This is a genomic window from Pseudomonas sp. NBRC 111139 (assembly GCF_001753955.1).
GTDB classification, from domain to species: Bacteria; Pseudomonadota; Gammaproteobacteria; order Pseudomonadales; family Pseudomonadaceae; genus Aquipseudomonas; species Aquipseudomonas alloputida.
This window is the reverse complement of sequence record NZ_BCBP01000023.1, coordinates 85,938-104,793: the sequence shown is the minus strand read 5'-3', so window position 1 is coordinate 104,793 and position 18,856 is coordinate 85,938. Positions and strand designations below refer to the sequence as shown.

Sequence of the window (18,856 nt, the reverse complement as noted above, 5' to 3'; positions counted from 1 at the left end):
GGCAGGAAGCCTGTAGGAGCGGGTTCACCCGCGAATGCGGTGGTGGTGCCACTGACGTATTCGCGGGTAAACCCGCTCCTACACGTTAAGGGGGCTTTCCCTGAAGTGGCCGGCTGCTGGAAAAAGCAAAGGATGAAACATGAGTGACTCCGCCCGCGCCGATGCGCTGTTGGCCAACCTCCCACGCACCGGCCGGGGCCGGCTGAAGGTGTTCCTCGGCGCTGCCCCCGGCGTCGGCAAGACCTTCGCCATGCTCCAGGCCGCACACGCCCAGCAACGCCAGGGCGTGCAGGTGTTGGCCGGGGTGGTCGAAACCCATGGCCGCGCCGAAACCGAAGCGTTGCTCGGAGGGCTGCATCAGCAGCCCTTGTTGCGTAGCCAGTACCGTGGCGTCACCCTCGAGGAAATGGACCTTGACGGCCTGTTGCGTGCCGCGCCGGCCTTGGCCCTGGTGGACGAACTGGCCCACACGAACGCCCCCGGCAGCCGCCACGCCAAACGCTGGCAGGACGTGCAAGAACTCTTGGCCGCAGGCATCGACGTGTACACCACGGTCAACGTCCAGCACCTGGAAAGCCTCAACGACAAGGTCCGCGACATTACCGGCGTGCAAGTGCGCGAGACCCTGCCGGACTGGGTGCTGCAGGAGGCGTTCGAGCTGGTGCTGATCGACCTGCCTCCGCGAGAGCTGCTCGAACGCCTGCGTGAAGGCAAGGTGTACGTGCCCGAGCAGGCTCGGGCGGCCATTGATGCGTATTTTTCGCAAACCAACCTCACCGCCCTGCGCGAGCTGGCCATGCAGACCGCCGCTGCTCAGGTCGATGCCGACCTGGCCCACGGCTATCGTCAGCGCGGCCAGGAGGCGCCGGCCTTGCGCGGCCGGTTGCTGGTGGGCATAGACGGTGACGACCAGGCCGAACGCCTGGTGCGCCATGCCAGCCGCGTGGCCCAGCGCCGCCACCTGCCCTGGAGCCTGGTGCATGTGGACAACGGCCGCCTGCGTGACGAAACCGCACGGCATCGTTTGCAAGCCGCGCAGCAACTGGCCGAGCGACTGGGCGGGGAGGTGGTGCTGCTGCGGGCTGGGGAAGTGGCCCGCACGCTGATCCAGCATGCTGTCGAGCGGCGGGCCAGCCTGGTGCTGGTCGGGCAATCCCGCAACCGCCTGCATCGGCGTTTGTTCGGCGCGGGTGTGGCGGCGCGGCTGCTGCGCGAAAGCCGTGGCCTGGAAATCAACGTGCTGGACCGCGACGTGCAGCCGCCAGCGCCGCGTTCAGCCGTGCGGCGGGTGTGGGTGTGGCGTCATTACCTGCTGGCGCTGCTGGCCACCGTGATGGCTGCGGGTCTGGCCTGGGCGGTGTCCAGTGTGCTGGCGCTGCCCAATATCTCGCTGGTGTTCCTGGCGGCGGTGTTGCTGGTCGCAGTGCGCAGTAGCCTGGGACCTGCGCTGGCTTGCGCCGCGCTGTCGTTCCTGGCCTATGACTTCCTGTTCATACCGCCCAACTTCTCGTTCACCATTCAGCGCGAAGAAGACGTGCTGACCCTGGTGTTCTTTCTGTTGATGGCTGCGCTCACCGGCAACCTGGCCGCGCGCCAGCGTCGCCAGTTGCAGGCGCTGCGCGAGACCCAGGCGCAGACCAGCCAGTTGCTCGACCTGTCTCGCCGCTTGACGGTAGCCACCGACCGCCAAGCCATATTCAAGGCTGCCGGCCAGCACCTGGACGGCTGGCAGGACACCCAGGTGTGCTTGCTGGAGCGCAACGCCGAAGGCCAGTTGCAAGTGGCCAGCGGGGAAGCCTGCACCTTCAGCGACACCGAACGGGCGGCTGCCGATTGGGCCTGGCAGCACGGGCAGGCCGCCGGCCACGGCAGCGATACCCTGCCTAATGGCCGCTGGTGGTGGTGGCCATTGGCGGTGGACGATCAGCCGCTGGCGCTGCTGGGCGTGCGCCCGCGCAACGGGCAGCCGCTCAGCGACCCACGGCGGCGCCTGCTCACCGCCCTGGGCCAGCCCCTGGCCCAGGCCCTGGCCCGCGCACGCCTGGCCGAACAGCTGGAAGCCGCACGCCTGCACGGCGAAACCGAGCAACTGCGCAGCGCCCTGCTGGCTTCCGTATCCCATGACTTGCGCACGCCGTTGACCGCCATGCGTGGCAGTATCGACAGCCTGCTGGCGTTGGGCGACGCGATCCCGGCCGAAGACCGTCGCGAGCTGCTGGAGGGCACCCGCAACGAGGCCGAACGCCTCGATCGCTACATCCAGAACCTGCTGGACATGACCCGCCTGGGCCATGGCGGCCTCAAGCTGGCCCGCGACTGGGTGGCCCCGGCGGATATCGTCGGCAGTGCGCTTAACCGCCTGCGGGTGGTGCTGGCGCCGCTGCGTGTGCACACGGACGTGCCGGCCGAGCTGCCATTGCTGTTCGTGCATGCGGCGTTGATCGAGCAGGCACTGGTCAACGTGCTGGAAAACGCCGCACGCTTTTCGCCGGTCAATGGTCGGCTTGAGCTGCAGGTGGCCGTGCATGACGACCAGCTGCGCTTGACCGTCAGCGACCAGGGCCCCGGCATTCCCGTAGCCGACCGCGAGAAAATCTTCGACATGTTCTACACCGCCGCCCGTGGCGATCGCGGCGGGCAGGGTACCGGGCTGGGCCTGGCTATCTGCCAGGGCATGATCGGTGCCCATGGCGGGCAGATTCTGGTGGGCGAAGGCATTGATGGCCAAGGCACCAGCATCACTCTATGCTTGCCGCTGCCTCCTCAACCTGAAGCCGAAAGCGAAACCCCATGAGCCACTCCGCCACCCTGTTGGTCATCGACGATGAACCGCAGATCCGCAAGTTCCTGCGTATCAGCCTGGCCTCGCAAGGCTACAAGGTGCTGGAGGCCGCCACCGGTGCCGAAGGGTTGGCCCAGGCGGCACTGGGCAAGCCGGACCTGGTGGTGCTCGACCTGGGGCTGCCGGACATGGACGGCCAGCAGGTACTGCGTGAGTTGCGCGAATGGAGTGCAGTGCCGGTGATGGTGTTGTCGGTGCGTGCCAGTGAAGTGCAGAAGGTCGATGCGCTGGATGGTGGCGCCAATGACTATGTGACCAAGCCGTTTGGTATCCAGGAGTTTCTCGCGCGCGTGCGGGCGTTGCTGCGCCAGGTGCCACAAGCCGGCGGCTCGGAAGTGGCGGCCAGCTTTGGGCCGCTGACGGTGGATTTTGCCTTCCGCCGGGTGACGCTCGACGGCGTGGAGGTGGCATTGACACGCAAGGAGTATGCTTTGCTGGCGCTATTGGCCGGGCACCCTGGGCGGGTGATTACCCAGCAGCAGTTGCTCAAGGATATCTGGGGGCCGACCCATGCGGAGGATACCCACTACCTGCGCATCGTGGTCGGGCATCTGCGACAGAAGCTGGGCGATGACCCCACGGCGCCGCGGTTCATCATTACCGAGGCGGGGGTTGGCTACAGGTTAGTAGCGCCGACAGCATAACCCTCCCAAAGGCGATCGCCTGCAGGGCCTGGACGTGCGCAAGGGTGTCAGGCCCTGGGGGGCTCCTTCTCGAACAGCTGGCGAATGACTTCCAGGTAGCGTCGCGCGCCCAGGCCCAACGGGCGCGACTTGATCCAGATGATGTCTACCCACAAGCGCAGGCGGCTGGCCATGTTGTCGAAGCGCACCTCGGCCAGCGCGCCCGAGGCAATCAGCGGTTCGACCAATGGCTGCGGCAGGTAGGCCCAGCCCAGCCCGGACTGCACCAGGTCCAGCGTGGCCAGGTAGCTGTCGGTCAGCCAGATGCGCCGGGACAGCACCATGCGTGGGTCCGATCCGGTGGCCTTGCCCGAAGCCACGATGATCTGCCGTTGTTCGGCAAAGGCCTCTTCAGGCAATGGCGTACCGCTGTTCTGCCCGGCCGGATGGCGTGGTGAGGCAACGGCCACCAGCAGTTGGCTGCCGGCTTCGAGGAAGGATTCGCGCTCATCGATGCCGGGCCGTTCGAACACCAATGCCAATTGCACACTGCCGTCATGCAGCAGGCGAATGGCTTCGGTCTGGGTGGCCGAACGTACCTCGACTTCCAGGCTGGGAAATGCCTGGGCGAGGATTTCCAGCGGCTGGCTCCAGCGGCCGGTCTGCAACTCGGGCGCCATGGCGATGGTCAGGCGCTTTTCCAGGCCTTTGTGCAATTGCAGGGCCTGGGCATCCAGCAGGTTGAGTTGGCAGATGACCTGCCTGGCCTGGGGCTCCAGCGCCAGGGCGGCGTTGGTGGGCAAGGCTTTGCGCGTGGCCCGGTCGAACAGGGGCAGGTCCAGTTCCGCTTCCAGTTGGGCGATTGCCATGCTCACGGCTGAAGGCACACGGCCCAGCTTGCGGGCGGCGGCGGAGAACGAGCCGGCATCGAGCACCGCGAGGAAAATCGCCAGGGAGTCGCTGGTAAAGGCCATTGTCAGTAAACCTGATGATGATCATCTTTTATTGCTAAAAATTATGAACATTAATGCACCTGCAGGACAGCCCCCTCAATGGAGAAAAGCGTGCACAGACCAACCGCGTGGCATGTCACCCACTGGAGCTGCGACCCATTCAGCCTCGGTGCCTACAGTGCCTTGCTGCCTGGAGGGTCGCCGTTGCATCGAAGCGCCCTGGGCCAAGTGCTGCATGGGCGCTTGGTCATCGCTGGAGAAGCTTGTAATGCCAGCGCTCCGGCAATGACTCATGGTGCGTGGAATGATGGGCTGCGTGCCGCCGAGGCAGCCGTGAGTGCCGGTGCGAGCAAGGTGATCGTGATCGGTGCGGGGTGTGCAGGCCTGGCTGCCGCTCAACGCTTGCGGGAAAGGGGGGTCGATTGCACGGTGCTGGAGGCGCGTGGGCGAACGGGTGGGCGCACGCACACTGTCGAGTTGGGCGGCGTGAAAGCAGATGAAGGTGCGGCATGGCTTCAGCATTTCGCCGAGAATCCATTGGCCGCTGTTGCACTTCAGCATGGCTTGGTTTGCGTCGAGACCGATTTCAGTTGCCCGCTTGCGGCAGCACGCGGCGGGGCGGTGCCGGATATCGACGCCGCCTGGGATGCCTTGACCAGGCGTCTCGATCGGCAACAACCTTTGTCTGAGGCGATCGATGGCTACATGGCCACACTCGACCCCGCGCTCGCGCGTGCCACGCAGTTCGCCATCGACGCCAACCTTGTACTGGAAGCGTGTTTGCCCGTCGAGCAACTGTCGGTCTGTGCCTTGGATGAAGAGGGGGTCGGGCATGGTGATCGTATGCTGCCAGGCGGCTACAGCGAGCTTGTCGGCTTGCTGTCGAAGCACCTGGATATCCGCCTGAACAGTCCTGTCACCCACATCGACTGGTCGAGCGCGCGCGTCAAGGTAAATGAAGAGGTGTGCGACTTCTGCATTTGCACAGTCCCGGTGGGGGTTCTGAAAACGTTGCACTTTACCCCTGCGTTACCTGAAACACAGCAGGGAGCGCTGGCGCATCTGGGGATGGGCAAGCTGGAGAAAGTGATTCTGCAGTTCGATGAGCGATGGTGGCCGTGCTCACCCTCAGGCTACCTGCGCTGGTACGACGTACCCGCCAGTTGGGGGGAATGGCTGGACCTGACCGATGCTGTCGGCAAGCCCACCATTGCCGGGCTGATTGCCGCCGATGCGATCGAGCGGCAGTTCACCGGGCGCACCGATGAACAGGTGGCCATGGCCGCGTGTGAGGCATTACAGGCGTGGGCCGCAGCCGTCGGGCCCACGCCTTGACACTTACAGGCCTTCGTCCAGCACCCGGTCAATGCTGTCGACAAAGTAGTCCACGCTGGCCCGGCTGGTGCACATCGGTGGCTTGATCTTGAGGATGTTCAGGTAGTCGCCGGTCGGCTGCATGAAGATGCCCAGGTCACGCAGGCGATCGCACAGCATCATGGTTTCTTCGGTGGCTGGCTCCAGGGTGGTGCGGTCGCGCACCAGTTCCAGCCCCAGGTAGAAGCCCGAGCCATGTGCCGCGCCGGCCAGCGGGTGCTTGTCGACCAGCGCCTGCAGGCGTGCCTTGAAGTAGCGCCCGGTGTCACGGGCGTTGTCCCACAGGCCTTCCTCCTGCATGACATCCAACACCGCCATGCCGATGCGGCAACTGACCGGGCTGCCACCGGCCGAGGAGAAGAAGTAGCCCTCGGCCTCCAGCGCCTCGGCGATTTCGCGACGGGTGATGACCACGCCCAGTGGCTGGCCGTTACCCATGCCCTTGGCCATGGTAATGATGTCCGGCACCACGCCCTGTTCCTCGAAGCCCCAGAAGTACTCGCCCAGGCGGCCATAGCCCACCTGCACTTCGTCGGCGATGCACACCCCGCCGCGGGCGCGGACCTTGGCATAGGCTGCGCGCAGGTAGCCTGCGGGCAGCGAGATACCGCCGGCATTGCCGTACACCGGTTCGCAGATGATGCCCGCCAGCTGACGGCCACGGGCGTCGAGGTCAGCCAGCTTGGCGTCGACGTCCTGCAGGTAGTCGGCGGCGCTGTCGGCCCCGCGGAAGCGGCCGCGGAAGGTGTTCGGCGCTTCGACTGGGTGTACCCAGTCCGGGCGGGTTTCCAGGGCTTGCGGGTTGTCGGCGATCGACGTGGAGATGGCATCGGTGGCCACCGACCAGCCGTGGTAGGCCTCCAGCACACTGAGCAGATCGCGCCCGCCACTGTAGGCCCAGGCCAGGCGAATCGCCAGGTCGTTGGCCTCGGTGCCGCTGTTGACCATGAACACCCGGTCGAAACCTTCGGGGGCCAGCTCCAGCAGGCGCTCGGAGAATTCGGTGATTGCTGCGTAATGGAAGCGCGAGTTGGTGTTCAGCAGCGACCACTGCCGCGCCGACTCGGCAACCATGCGTGGATGGCCATGGCCCAGCACCGCGACGTTGTTGAGCATGTCCAGGTAGGAACGGCCCTGCATGTCGATCAGGTAGTTGCGCCAGCCACGTTCAATGTGCGGCGGTTGCGCGTAGTAGTGCTTCTGCGAGCGGGCGAAGCTGGCATCGCGGCGGGCCAGCAGCGCTTGCGGATCGGGTAGCGGCTCGGCATCGCAATCGAAGCCCAGCAGGGCGGCCGGTGACGGGCACAGGGCCAGCCAGGCGGCGGCTTGTGACGGCGTGGCAAAGCGCGGCGGCTGGGTGCCATTGTCCAGGCATACCTGCACGCTGAGGAAGCCGCAGCTGCTGCCCAGGGGCTGGCCTTTCTCCACGGCCTGGCCGTCTGCCGGTGCGTCTTCCAGGCCTTGCAGCCACAAAGCCCAATGCGGGGTGCGCAGGCAGCCCCGGCCGTCGCCGCGGTGCTGCCAGGTGCCGGCTGCCGGCGCTTGCACCGGGCTGCCGTTGGGCACATGCAGCTCGACGAAAAGGGCGCAGGTGGCGGGCTCTTCGGGGCGATCGATATGGGTTTGCGACAGGCGGTACTGCCCGTGCAGGCTGCAGGCCGGGGCGGCTTGCGACGTCAGCAGATGCAGGTCGTAACCGGGTTGCTCCCAGTTGCCGGCCTCGAAGTGTTTGCTCAGGACCCCCAGGTCCACCCGTGTGACAGCCTGCCCGGCCAGCTCGGGGAGCAGGGGGGCGCAGTCGCTCCAGTCCGGCGCCGTGGGTTGCAGGCCTGCAGCCTGCAGAATGGCCACCTCCATCAGGGCGAAAGGCACGGCGGTGGCCGTGTCGAAAATTTCCCATTCGTGGGCAATGTTATCGCGGGTGTACTGGTTGCCCGGGTCGACGGTTAGCTGTTGTTCGCTGCTCAGCACCAGCACGGCAGCGCGGTTCACCACCAGCGGCCACAAGGCGCGCAGTTCGGCCTCGGTCAGCGGGTTGAGCGCCTGGTAGGCCTGCACGGCGGGCAGGATGCGCAGTGGGTCGCCCTCGGCGTGGTGCAACAGCGCAGCGCAGGTCACCGACAGGTCGGCGATACGCCAGGTGCGCAGCAGGTCGCCGAAATCGATCACGCCTTGCAGTTGCCACTGACGCTGGGCATCACGGGCCCACACGGTGTTGTCGTCGGTGATGTCCAGGTGCACGGCCTGACTGGGCAGTTGATCGACCAGCGGCATCAGGCGCTCGTTGGCCTGTCGCGTGGCGTGTTCGATGCGGGCGCGCTGCCCGCTGTCCTGCAGCACCGGTAGCAGGTGATCGATCAGTGCCCCGGCATGCTGCGGGTCCCATTGCAAGGTACGCGCAAGGCCCGGGTGATCGAAATGGGCAAGCGCCTTGTCCAGCTTTGCACAGAGCCCGCCCAGTTCAGCCATCAGGCGCGGCTCCATGTGCTTGAGGCGGGTCAGCGGTTGGCCTTCGATGTAATCGAGCAGGCGCAGGCGCAGTGGTTGCGCGTCGATGTCCAGTTCCAGCAACCCCATGCCGTTGTGGGCTGAGCGCACGGCGGGTACCGGCAAACCTTGATCGCGCAGGAAGGCCAGGGCGGCGTGCTGGGCTTCAAGCTCCAGCTGGGCGTAGCTGCCGTGGCAGGCCTTCAGCACATAGCCACCCTGCGGTGTGACCACGCGAAAGTTCAGGTCTTGCTGGCTGCCCAGTACCGAAAGGTTGCCGGCAAGGCCATAGTGGGCCTGCAGCACGGCGTGTGCCTGGGCTTCGCTCAGCGTTGGGCTGGGCAGGCCGGAGCGCTGGATCAGGGTGGCCAGGGCAGGGGAAGCGGGCTGGTGTTGTGGACTGGACATGGGCTCTACCGTGGGTACTGGGAGTTGACGGCGGAGAATTTATGCCCTATTCGGCTGATGATGGAAGACGATTATTGTCAGAAAAATTGATCACCGCTGCTTGATTCTGTTGGCGTGGTAACGAGCGAGGCTTTTCATAGGCTTGGTTTTACGTGCATGGCTGATCAATCCCGGATGATTGCCTTGCTGCCAAAGAAAGTCTGCTGGACATACTCAGAGGAGGAACTTGAATGCTGAAAGCAGTTTCACAGTCTCGGGAAGCTTCTGCTGAAGCAGCCTGTCGAGATACTGCTGTACGTTGTGCGGTGGGTTCTTCAGCGATATTCGCTGCCGCTGGGCAGCTTCGAGGACTGTAAAGTACTTTCGCGTCGTATATGGCCGTGAAGGGCGAGTGCTTCATTCGTACCCCATCTTCAATTCCTGAGCTTGGGCTGCTAGCGCATCCATCGCAGTCCGGCTCACCCCATCACGTTTGTCCTTGTAGGCAACCAGGTCGGAGAATTTGACACGACGATGGCGGCCTGTCTTGGTGTGCGGAATCACCGCTTCGTCGAGCAGCTTTACCAAGTGCGGCCGGGAGACGTTAAGCAGGTCTGCTGCTTCCTGGGTAGTTAGTTCGGCGTGGATTGGAACGACTTTGACTGAGTTACCCAGGGCCAGTTCGCTGAGAATCTCGCCGAATAGGCGTAGGGCGAAAGTAGGTACTTCAACAACCTGGCGCTGATTTTCCTCGTTGAGCAGTTCGATCCGTTGGGTATCTGATTTTGTCGAGAGGAACGCTGCCAGCGTGCGGCTTGACTCGACTGCCACGGCAATTTCTTTCTCATCAGGAAGCACATGGCGAGAGAGGTTGGCGGTGGTCATGGGCATCTCCAGGGGGGTATCGATTGCGGGGCTGTGGCAACGATGCAACAGCCTGAGTTCGAGTTATATTCGAAATATTCGAAAATCGCAATAAACGAAACGACCGATCAAAGGATGATTGCTTGGCGAACACGCCCCCTTTCCCTACGAACCCCCAACCTCCAAAAACGCCGCCTCCAGCAACTGCCGGGTATACGGATGCTGCGGCGCATGGAAGATCGCCTGCGCGTCCCCTTGCTCCACCACATGCCCATGCTTGATCACCATCAACTGGTGACTCAACGCCTTCACCACCGCCAGGTCATGGCTGATGAACAGGTAGGTCAGGTTGTACTTTTGCTGCAGATTACGCAGCAATTCCACCACCTGCCGCTGTACGGTGCGGTCCAGTGCGGACGTGGGTTCATCCAGCAGAATCAGTGCTGGCTTCAACACCAGCGCCCGGGCAATGGCAATGCGCTGACGCTGCCCGCCGGAAAACTCATGGGGGTAGCGATGGCGCGTGCGGGGGTCCAGGCCTACTTCCTCCAGGGCCGCGATAATCGCCGCTTCCTGTTCCTGCGCGGTGCCAATGCCGTGGATGCGCAGCCCTTCACCGACAATGTCCGCCACGCACATGCGCGGGCTCAGGCTGCCAAACGGGTCCTGGAACACCACCTGCATTTCCCGCCGCAGGGGGCGCACGGCTTTCTGGTTAAGCCCTTGGAGGTTCTGCCCATGAAAGCGAATGCCGCCCTGGCTGGAAATCAGCCGCAAGATGGCCAGGCCCAATGTGGACTTGCCCGACCCGGATTCGCCAACAATGCCCAGCGTCTGGCCCTGGGGCAAGCTGAAGTTGACCCCGTCCACCGCCTTCACATGGTCGACCGTGCGCTGCAGAAAGCCCTTCTTGATCGGGAACCAGACCTTGAGGTCATCCACCTCCAGCAATGGCGCACCCACCGGGTTGTGTGCCGGCAGCCCACTGGGCTCGGCATTGATCAGCATCTGTGTGTAGTGATGCTGTGGCGAGCTGAACAGCGTGGCGCATTCGGCTTGCTCGACAATTTGCCCACGCTGCATCACGCACACACGATGGGCGATGCGGCGCACCAGGTTCAGGTCATGGCTGATCAGCAGCAGGGCCATACCCATCCGCGCCTGCAATTCCTTGAGCAGCTCGAGGATCTTCAGCTGCACGGTCACATCCAGCGCCGTGGTCGGCTCGTCGGCAATCAGCAGCTCGGGCTCGTTGGCCAGCGCCATGGCAATCATTACCCGCTGGCGCTGGCCGCCCGACAATTCGTGGGGCAGGGCCTTGAGGCGCTTGCGCGGCTCTGGAATGCCGACCATATCCAGCAACTCCAGGGTGCGCGCAGTCGCTTCCTTGCCCGTCAGGCCCTTGTGCAGCAGGAGGATTTCGTTGATCTGCTTCTCGATGCAATGCAGCGGGTTGAGCGAGGTCATCGGCTCCTGGAAGATCATCGCAATGCGGTTGCCGCGAATGCGCTGCAGGGTCTTCTCGCTCTGCTGGAGCAGGTCCTTGCCTTCGTAGCGGATGCTGCCGCTGGGGTGCCTGGCCAGGGGATAGGGCAGCAGGCGCAGGATCGAGTGCGCGGTGACCGATTTGCCCGAGCCACTTTCGCCCACCAGGGCCAGTGTCTCGCCTTTGCGAATATCGAAGCTGACGCCGTCCACCACTCGGTTGACCTGGTCCCCGGTCACGAACTCCACGGCCAGGTCCCGCACTTCGATCAGGTTCTGTTCACTCATGTCACTTCCTCGGGTCGAAGGCGTCGCGGGCGGATTCGCCGATGAACACCAGCAGGCTCAGCATCAGCGCCAGCACGGCAAAGGCGCTGATGCCCAGCCATGGCGCTTGCAGGTTGGACTTGCCCTGCGCCACCAGTTCGCCCAGCGAGGGCGAACCGGCGGGCAGGCCGAAGCCGAGGAAGTCCAGGGCGGTGAGGGTGCCGATGGCGCCGGTGAGGATGAACGGCATGAAGGTCATGGTCGAGATCATGGCGTTGGGCAGGATGTGCCGGTACATGATTGCGCCGTTGCGCATGCCAAGGGCGCGTGCGGCGCGCACGTATTCCAGGTTGCGCCCGCGCAGGAACTCGGCGCGTACCACATCCACCAGGCTCATCCACGAGAACAGCAACATGATGCCCAGCAGCCACCAGAAGTTGGGTTGCACGAAGCTGGCCAGGATGATCAGCAGGTACAGCACAGGCAGGCCTGACCAGATTTCCAGAAAGCGTTGCCCGGCCAGGTCGACCCAGCCACCGTAGAACCCCTGCAGGGCGCCTGCGATGACGCCGATAATGGAGCTGGCCACGGTCAAGGTGAGGGCAAACAGAACCGAAATGCGGAAGCCGTAGATCACCCGCGCCAGCACGTCGCGGCCCTGGTCGTCGGTGCCCAGCCAGTTGTCCGCCGAAGGTGGGGCGGGGGCGGGGACGCGCAGGTCATAGTTGATGCTCTGGTAGCTGAACGGTATGGGTGCCCACAGCACGAAGCTGTCTTTCTTCGCCAGCAGCTCGCGGATGTAGGGGCTCTTGTAGTTGGCTTCCAGCGGGAATTCCCCGCCGAAGGTGGTTTCCGGGTAGCGCTTGAACGCCGGGAAGTACCATTGGCCGTCGTAACGTACGGCGATCGGTTTGTCGTTGGCGATCAGTTCGGCGCCCAGGCTCAGCCCGAACAGAATCAGGAACAGCCACAGCGACCACCAGCCACGGCGGTTGGCCTTGAAGCGCTCGAAGCGCCGGCGGTTGAGGGGGGACAAGGCCATGTCAGTGCTCCCGGCTGGCAAAGTCGATGCGCGGATCGACCAAGGTGTAGGTCAGGTCGCCGATCAGTTTCACCACCAGCCCTAGCAGGGTGAAGATGAACAGGGTGCCGAAGACCACCGGGTAGTCGCGGTTGATGGCCGCTTCGAAACTCATCAGGCCCAGGCCGTCGAGGCTGAAGATCACCTCGATCAGCAAGGAGCCTGTGAAGAAGATGCCGATGAACGCCGAAGGGAAACCGGCGATCACCAGCAGCATGGCGTTGCGGAACACATGACCGTACAGCACCCGTGATCGGCTCAGGCCCTTGGCTTTGGCGGTGACCACGTATTGTTTGTTGATCTCGTCGAGGAAGCTGTTCTTGGTCAGCAGGGTCATGGTGGCGAAGTTGCCGATGACCAGCGCGGTGATCGGCAGCACCAGGTGCCAGAAGTAGTCCAGCACCTTGCCGGTGGTGCTCAGTTCGTCGAAGTTGTTGGAGGTGAGGCCACGCAGGGGGAACCAGTCGAAGTAGCTGCCACCGGCGAACAGCACGATCAGCAGGATGGCGAACAGGAAGGCCGGGATGGCGTAGCCGACGATGATCGCCGAACTGGTCCACACGTCGAAGTGGCTGCCGTGGCGCACCGCCTTGGCGATCCCCAGCGGGATCGACACCAGGTACATGATCAGCGTGCTCCACAGCCCCAGCGAGATCGAAACCGGCATCTTCTCGGCGATCAGGTCGATGACCTTGGCGTCGCGGAAGAAGCTGTCGCCGAAGTCCAGCCGGGCGTAGTTCTTGACCATGATCCACAGGCGCTCGGGCGGCGACTTGTCGAAGCCATACATGCGCTCGATTTCAGCGATCAGGGCCGGGTCCAGGCCCTGGGCGCCGCGGTAGTTGGAGCCGGCCACGGAAACCTCGGCGCCGCCACCTGCAATGCGGCTGGTGGCGCCTTCGAAGCCTTCGAGCTTGGCGATCATTTGCTCGACCGGGCCACCGGGGGCGGCCTGGACGATGATGAAGTTGATGATGAGGATGCCGAACAGGGTCGGAATGATCAGCAGCAGGCGGCGCAGGATGTAGGCCAGCATCTTAATTGGCCTCGTCCGCAGGCGCTTCGCTGACCGCCGGGGTTACACCGGGCTTGATCCACCAGGTGTCGATGCCGATGTCGTACTTGGGCGACACGCTCGGGTGGCCGATGTGGTTCCAGTAGGCCACACGCCAGGTCTTGATGTGCCAGTTGGGTATCACGTAGTAGCCCCACAGCAACACGCGGTCGAGGGCGCGGCAGTGGTCGATCAGGCTCTGGCGCGAGTCGGCGTTGATCAACTGGTCCACCAGTTGGTCGATGGCCGGGTCGCGCAGGCCGATGAAGTTGCGGCTGCCGGGGTTGTCGGCGGCGGCGCTGGACCAGAACTCGCGCTGCTCGTTGCCTGGCGAGTTGGATTGCGGGTAGCCGCCAACGATCATGTCGTAGTCACGCGAGCGCAGGCGGGTGATGTACTGCGAAACGTCGACGCGGCGAATGTTCAGCTCGATACCGAGGTCGGCAAGGTTGCGCTTGAACGGCAGCAGAATGCGTTCGAACTCGGTCTGCGCCAGCAGGAACTCGATGCTTGCCGGCTTGCCTTGGGCGTCGACCATCTTGTCGTCGACGATTTTCCAGCCGGCTTCCTGCAACAGCTTGTAGGCTTGGCGCTGTTGCTCGCGGATCATGCCGCTGCCGTCACTGACCGGGTTGTGGAAGACCTCGGTAAATACTTGCTCGGGCACTTTGCCGCGCAGTGGTTCGAGGATTTTCAGCTCGTTGGGGCTGGGTAGGCCGTGGGCGGCCATTTCCGAGTTGTCGAAGTAGCTGCCGGTACGGGTGTAGGCGCCGTTGAACAGCTGCTTGTTGGTCCACTCGTAGTCCAGCAGCAGGCTCAGGGCCTGGCGCACACGCACATCTTGGAATACCGGGCGGCGGATGTTGAAAATGAAGCCCTGCATACCGGTGGGGTTGCCGTTGGGCAGCTCTTCCTTGATCAGCCGGCCGTCGCGCACGGCGGGCACGTTGTAAGCGGTGGCCCAGTTCTTTGCACTGACTTCCAGGCCATAGTCGAATGCCCCGGCCTTGAGGGCCTCCAGGGCGACGGTGGTGTCGCGGTAGGCGTCGAACGTCATGGCATCGAAGTTGTAGAAGCCGCGGTTGATGGGCAGGTCCTTTGCCCAGTAGTCCTTGACCCGCTCGTAGCGCACCGAGCGCCCGGCCTTGACCTCGGCGACCTTGTACGGGCCGCTGCCCAACGGGATTTCCAGGTTGCCGCGGTTGAACTCGCGGTTTTCGTACCAGTGCTTGGGCAGTACCGGCAGCTGGCCGAGAATCAATGGCAGCTCGCGGTTGTTCTTGTGCTTGAACTTGAACAGCACCTTGAGTGGATCTTCGGCGACCACTTCGGCGACGTCGGCGTAGTACTGGCGGTACAGCGGGGCGCCATCCTTGATCAGGGCGTTGAACGTGAACACCACGTCGTCGGCGCGCATCGGATGGCCGTCATGGAAGCGCGCTTCGGGGCGCAGGTAGAAGCGTACCCAGCTGTTGTCCGGGGCCTTTTCGATCTTGCCGGCCACCAGGCCGTATTCGGTGAACGGTTCATCCTGGCTCTGGCGCATCAGGGTGTCATAGATAATACCGATGTTCTCGGCCGCCACGCCTTTGTTGATGAACGGGTTGAGGCTGTCGAACCCGCCGAAGCTGGACTGGCGGAAGGTGCCGCCCTTGGGCGCATCCGGGTTGACGTAGTCGAAGTGCTTGAAGTCGGCGGGGTACTTGGGTGGCTCGTCGTAAAGGGTGAGCGCGTGCTGCGGTGCGGCCAGCGCGGGAAGGCTCAGGCAGGCGAGCAACAGGCTGCCTGCCAGCCGGCGCAGACGGTGCGTTGGCGTCATTGGGCTTTCTCCGAAGTCTTGATCCACCAGCTGTTCAGCCCAAGGGTGTAGGGCGGCGTGGTGACGAAGGCGAACCGGTTGCGGTAGGCCAGGCGATGGTTGTCGAGGTACCAGTTGGGGATCATGTAGTAGTGCCATGAAAGCACGCGGTCCAGGGCGCGGGCAGCGGCGACCTGGTCATCGCGGGTGCGGGCGGCGAGCAGGGTGTCGAGCAGGTGGTCGACCACCGGGTCCTTGACCCCAGCATAGTTCTTGCTGCCCTTTGTCGCGGCCTGGCTGGAATGGAAATACAGCCACTGTTCGAGGCCGGGGCTGAGGGTCTGGTTCAGGGTCATCAGAATCATGTCGAAATCGAACTGGTCCAGGCGTTGTTTGTACTGGGCACGGTCCACGGTGCGCAAGCGCGCATCGATGCCGATGCTGGACAGGTTTTCGACATAAGGTTGCAGGATGCGTTCAAGGTTGGGGTTTACCAACAGCAGCTCCATGCGCAGCTGCTGGCCCTTGCTGTCGACCAGGCGCTGGCCGTTCAGCTTCCACCCGGCTTCAGCGAGCAGGCCCAAGGCCTGGCGCAGGGTCTGACGGCTAATGCCACGGCCATCGGTGTGGCTGACCTTGTACGGTTCGCTGAACAGCTTGGCCGGCAACTGGTCACGGAACGGCGCCAGCAGCAGCCACTCCTTGCCGGTGGGCAGGCCGCTGGCGGCGAACTCGCTGTTGGGGTAGTAGCTGGTCGAGCGGCGGTAGGCGCTGCTGAACAGCGCGCGGTTGGTCCACTCGAAGTCCAGCATCAGCCCCAGCGCCTGGCGTACCCGCGGGTCACTGAATGCGGCCCGGCGGCTGTTCATGAACAGGCCCTGTGTTTGCGTGGGGATGCTGTGCGGGATTTGTGCCTTGATCACTTCACCCCGGCGCACGGCAGGGAAGTTGTATCCGTTGGCCCAGTTTTTTGCCTGGTGCTCGATATAGATGTCGAACTCGCCGGCCTTGAAGGCTTCGAAGGCCACCGTCGCGTCGCGATAGAACTCGTATTCGACCCGATTGAAATTGTACTTGCCACGGTTGACCGCCAGGTCTTTGCCCCAGTAGTTCTTCACCCGTTCAAACACCAGGCGTCGTCCGGGTTGTACCTGGGTGATGCGGTAGGGGCCGCTGCCCAACGGGGGCTCGAAGGTGGTGGCCTTGAAGTCGCGCTTCTGCCAGTAGTGTTTGGGCAGCACCGGCATTTCGCCCAGACGCAGGATCAGCAGCGGGTTGCCGGCGCGTTTGAACACGAAGCGGATGCGTAGCGGGCCGAGGATGTCTACCCGCTGCACTTCCTGCAGGTTGGTGCGGTAGATCGGGTGGCCATCCTTGAGCAGCGTGCGGTACGAGAAGGCCACGTCAGCCGAGGTGATGGGCTGGCCGTCATGCCAGCGGGCTTCGGGGCGCAGGTTGAACACCACCCAGCTGCGGTCCTCGCTGTACTCCACCGAGCGGGCGATCAGGCCGTAGCTGGAGGTTGGCTCGTCACCGGACGGGTCGTACTGGCCCGTGCCGACCATCAGTGGCTCGTTCAGCTCACTGATGCCGTACTGCTGGAAATTGGGCGTGGTAATCGGGCTCGACCCTTTGAAGGTGTAGGGGTTGAGCGTGTCGAAGGTACCAAAAGCCATGGCCCGCAACGTGCCGCCCTTGGGCGCTTGCGGGTTGACCCAGTCGAAGTGGGTGAAGGTGGCCGGGTACTTGAGCGTGCCGAACTGCGCGTATCCGTGGCTTTCGCTCACCATCGCGGCTGCGGGAAAGCTCAAGGCCAGGCTGAGTGACAGCAGGAGGGGACGTATCAAGTCGGCATCCGATCCAGAGGCGTTGGGCTTTGATCGAGTACAGTAACAGCTTGGTGGGGTTGGAAAAAGAGAGGTTTTGAAGGTGCGGGCCCCAAGCCGGGGGCAACAGGTGCCACGGTACCTGTGGGAGCGGCCTTGTGTCGCGAAAGGGCTGCGCAGCAGCCCCGGCAGTTTATGCTGAAAAGTTGAAACACTGGGGCCGCTCCGCGCCCCTATCGCGACACCAGGCCGCTCTCACAAGGCCGCGTGAGGGCCCTGGTTGCGGGATCAATGTCCGAGGTAGACGGTCAGGGTCTGGCCTGGCTTGAGGGCATGGCCGCTGCGTGGGTTCCAGCGCTTGAGGTGCTTCATTTCCACATTGAAGCGCTTGGCCACCAGGTACAGGGAATCGCCCTTGCGGACCTTGTATTGCGTGGAGCGCTTTCCGGAGGCGGCAACCCGGTTGCCGGCGGCGCTCGGTGCACTGCCACCGCGCAGGGCCAGAACCTGGCCAGCACGCAGACTGTTGCCGGACAAACGGTTCCAGCGCTTGATGTCCTTGACCGACACACGGTTGACCTTGGCGATGGCGCTCAGGTTATCGCCACGCTTGACCCGGTAGCTGCGCGCCGTCGGTGCCTTGGCTTCGGCCACGGCCCGGGCAAACGCTGCTTTCGGCGGTTGCAGGCTGACCAGTTGCTCCGGGTTGAGGTTGGACAGGCTGGCACTGAGCAACTGCGCCTTGGCGGTGGGCACCAGCAGCTGTTTCGGGCCATCGACGGTCATGCGTTTCTTGAATGCCGGGTTGAGCTGGATCAGCTCGTCCTCGTCGATGTTGGCAAAGGCCGCGACCCGGGTAAGGTCCAGGCGGTCATTGATCGCCACCGCTTCGAAGTACGGTTCGTTGGCGATCGGGGTGAGATTGACACCATAGGCTTCTGGCGTGGACACCACCTGCGACAATGCCAGCAACTTGGGTACGTAGTCGCGGGTTTCCTGTGGCAGCGGCAGGTTCCAGTAGTCGGTCGGCAGGCCGAGCCTTTCGTTGCGCTCGATGGCTCGGCTGACGGTGCCTTCGCCGGCATTGTAGGCCGCCAGGGCCAACAGCCAGTCGCCGTTGAACATGTCGTGCAGGCGGGTCAGGTAGTCCAGCGCGGCGTTGGTCGACGCGGTGACATCGCGGCGGCCGTCATAGAAGTTGGTCTGGCGCAGGTTGAAGTGGCGACCGGTAGCCGGCATGAACTGCCACATGCCGGCAGCGCTGGCGCGTGAGTAGGCCATGGGGTTGTAGGCACTTTCGATGGCTGGCAGCAGGGCCAGTTCCAGCGGCATGTCGCGTTCTTCAAGGCGCTCGACGATGTAGTGCAGGTAGAGGCTGCCACGTTCCCCGGCGCTTTCGATGAAGGTCGGGTTGCTGGCGAACCACAAGCGCTGCTGTTCGATGCGCGGGTTGACGTCGATGCTGTCCTGCAGGGCGAAGCCCTGGCGCATGCGCTCCCAGACATCCTGCGGCGCCTGCTCGGCCGGCTTGACCAGCAGCGGAGAAGGCTTGTGCTTGATCCGCGCCTGGTAGTTGTGCGCGCGAACGCTATCGGATTCGTCGAGCTGACGGGTGCTCTGGCAGCCCACCAAGGTGGCGGCCAGGGCCAGCGCACTGATTTGGGCCAGGCGCGTCAGGGCGACGGAATGAGAGGTTCTGCGGCTACGGGAAGACATCGGCTGATACAGGTATCCGGGCGAAAAAGTTCGGCGATTCTAGAAACCGCTCCGGGCCTGGTCAACCTTTGACCATCACTTGCGATATATCTTGCGGTT

The 18,856-nt window shown here is 63.8% G+C and carries 12 protein-coding genes; 3 read left to right on the top strand and 9 right to left on the bottom strand.

Translation table 11 applies throughout. The features are described 5' to 3' along the window. The first annotated feature begins 139 nt into the window (after positions 1-139). Positions 140-2,794, top strand: a complete 2,655-nt coding sequence (locus BJQ17_RS07870) for a sensor histidine kinase KdpD (RefSeq protein ID WP_003251477.1) — start codon at positions 140-142, stop codon at positions 2,792-2,794. Further along, positions 2,791-3,486 (top strand): response regulator, encoded by a 696-nt coding sequence (locus BJQ17_RS07865; protein ID WP_003251475.1) that lies wholly within the window; start codon positions 2,791-2,793, stop codon positions 3,484-3,486. Before BJQ17_RS07870 ends, BJQ17_RS07865 begins: the two co-directional genes overlap by 4 nt. 47 nt (positions 3,487-3,533) lie before the next feature. Here the strand turns inward: BJQ17_RS07865 and BJQ17_RS07860 are convergent, their stop codons facing one another. Then, a complete protein-coding gene (locus BJQ17_RS07860; RefSeq protein WP_003251473.1) occupies positions 3,534-4,439 on the bottom strand; it encodes a LysR family transcriptional regulator in 906 nt (301 codons plus the stop codon). 78 nt (positions 4,440-4,517) lie between these two features. Here BJQ17_RS07860 and BJQ17_RS07855 point away from each other — a divergent pair, with 78 nt between their 5' ends. Continuing rightward, a complete protein-coding gene (locus tag BJQ17_RS07855) occupies positions 4,518-5,753 on the top strand; it encodes an NAD(P)/FAD-dependent oxidoreductase (RefSeq protein ID WP_070095850.1) in 1,236 nt (411 codons plus the stop codon). Positions 5,754-5,756: 3 nt separating this feature from the next. On the opposite strand, the gene BJQ17_RS07850 is transcribed toward BJQ17_RS07855, so the two are convergent. The 8 genes from BJQ17_RS07850 to BJQ17_RS07815 all read right to left on the bottom strand — a co-directional run bounded on the left by BJQ17_RS07850 (position 5,757) and on the right by BJQ17_RS07815 (position 18,757). Continuing rightward, entirely contained in the window at positions 5,757-8,687 is a 2,931-nt protein-coding gene (locus tag BJQ17_RS07850; RefSeq protein WP_070095849.1) for an aminotransferase, read from the bottom strand. A 396-nt stretch (positions 8,688-9,083) separates the two neighbouring features. Then, a complete protein-coding gene (locus BJQ17_RS07845) occupies positions 9,084-9,551 on the bottom strand; it encodes a helix-turn-helix domain-containing protein (RefSeq protein ID WP_003251469.1) in 468 nt (155 codons plus the stop codon). Positions 9,552-9,695: 144 nt separating this feature from the next. Beyond that, entirely contained in the window at positions 9,696-11,303 is a 1,608-nt protein-coding gene (locus tag BJQ17_RS07840; RefSeq protein WP_070095848.1) for an ABC transporter ATP-binding protein, read from the bottom strand. A gap of 1 nt (position 11,304) precedes the next feature. Further along, positions 11,305-12,324 carry an ABC transporter permease gene (locus BJQ17_RS07835; protein WP_003251467.1) on the bottom strand — a complete coding sequence of 340 codons (1,020 nt, stop codon included), beginning with the start codon at positions 12,322-12,324 and terminating at the stop codon, positions 11,305-11,307. Position 12,325: 1 nt separating this feature from the next. Continuing rightward, positions 12,326-13,399, bottom strand: coding sequence for a microcin C ABC transporter permease YejB (locus tag BJQ17_RS07830; protein WP_003251466.1), 1,074 nt, complete (start codon positions 13,397-13,399; stop codon positions 12,326-12,328). Between the two features lies 1 nt (position 13,400). Further along, the gene (locus BJQ17_RS07825) at positions 13,401-15,236 is read right to left on the bottom strand and encodes an extracellular solute-binding protein (protein WP_070095847.1); all 1,836 of its coding nucleotides are present in this window, start codon (positions 15,234-15,236) and stop codon (positions 13,401-13,403) included. Then, the gene (locus BJQ17_RS07820) at positions 15,233-17,062 is read right to left on the bottom strand and encodes an extracellular solute-binding protein (RefSeq protein ID WP_041168382.1); all 1,830 of its coding nucleotides are present in this window, start codon (positions 17,060-17,062) and stop codon (positions 15,233-15,235) included. Before BJQ17_RS07820 ends, BJQ17_RS07825 begins: the two co-directional genes overlap by 4 nt. Positions 17,063-17,329: 267 nt before the next feature. Continuing rightward, a complete protein-coding gene (locus BJQ17_RS07815; protein WP_070095846.1) occupies positions 17,330-18,757 on the bottom strand; it encodes a lytic transglycosylase domain-containing protein in 1,428 nt (475 codons plus the stop codon). Positions 18,758-18,856: the final 99 nt, after the last annotated feature.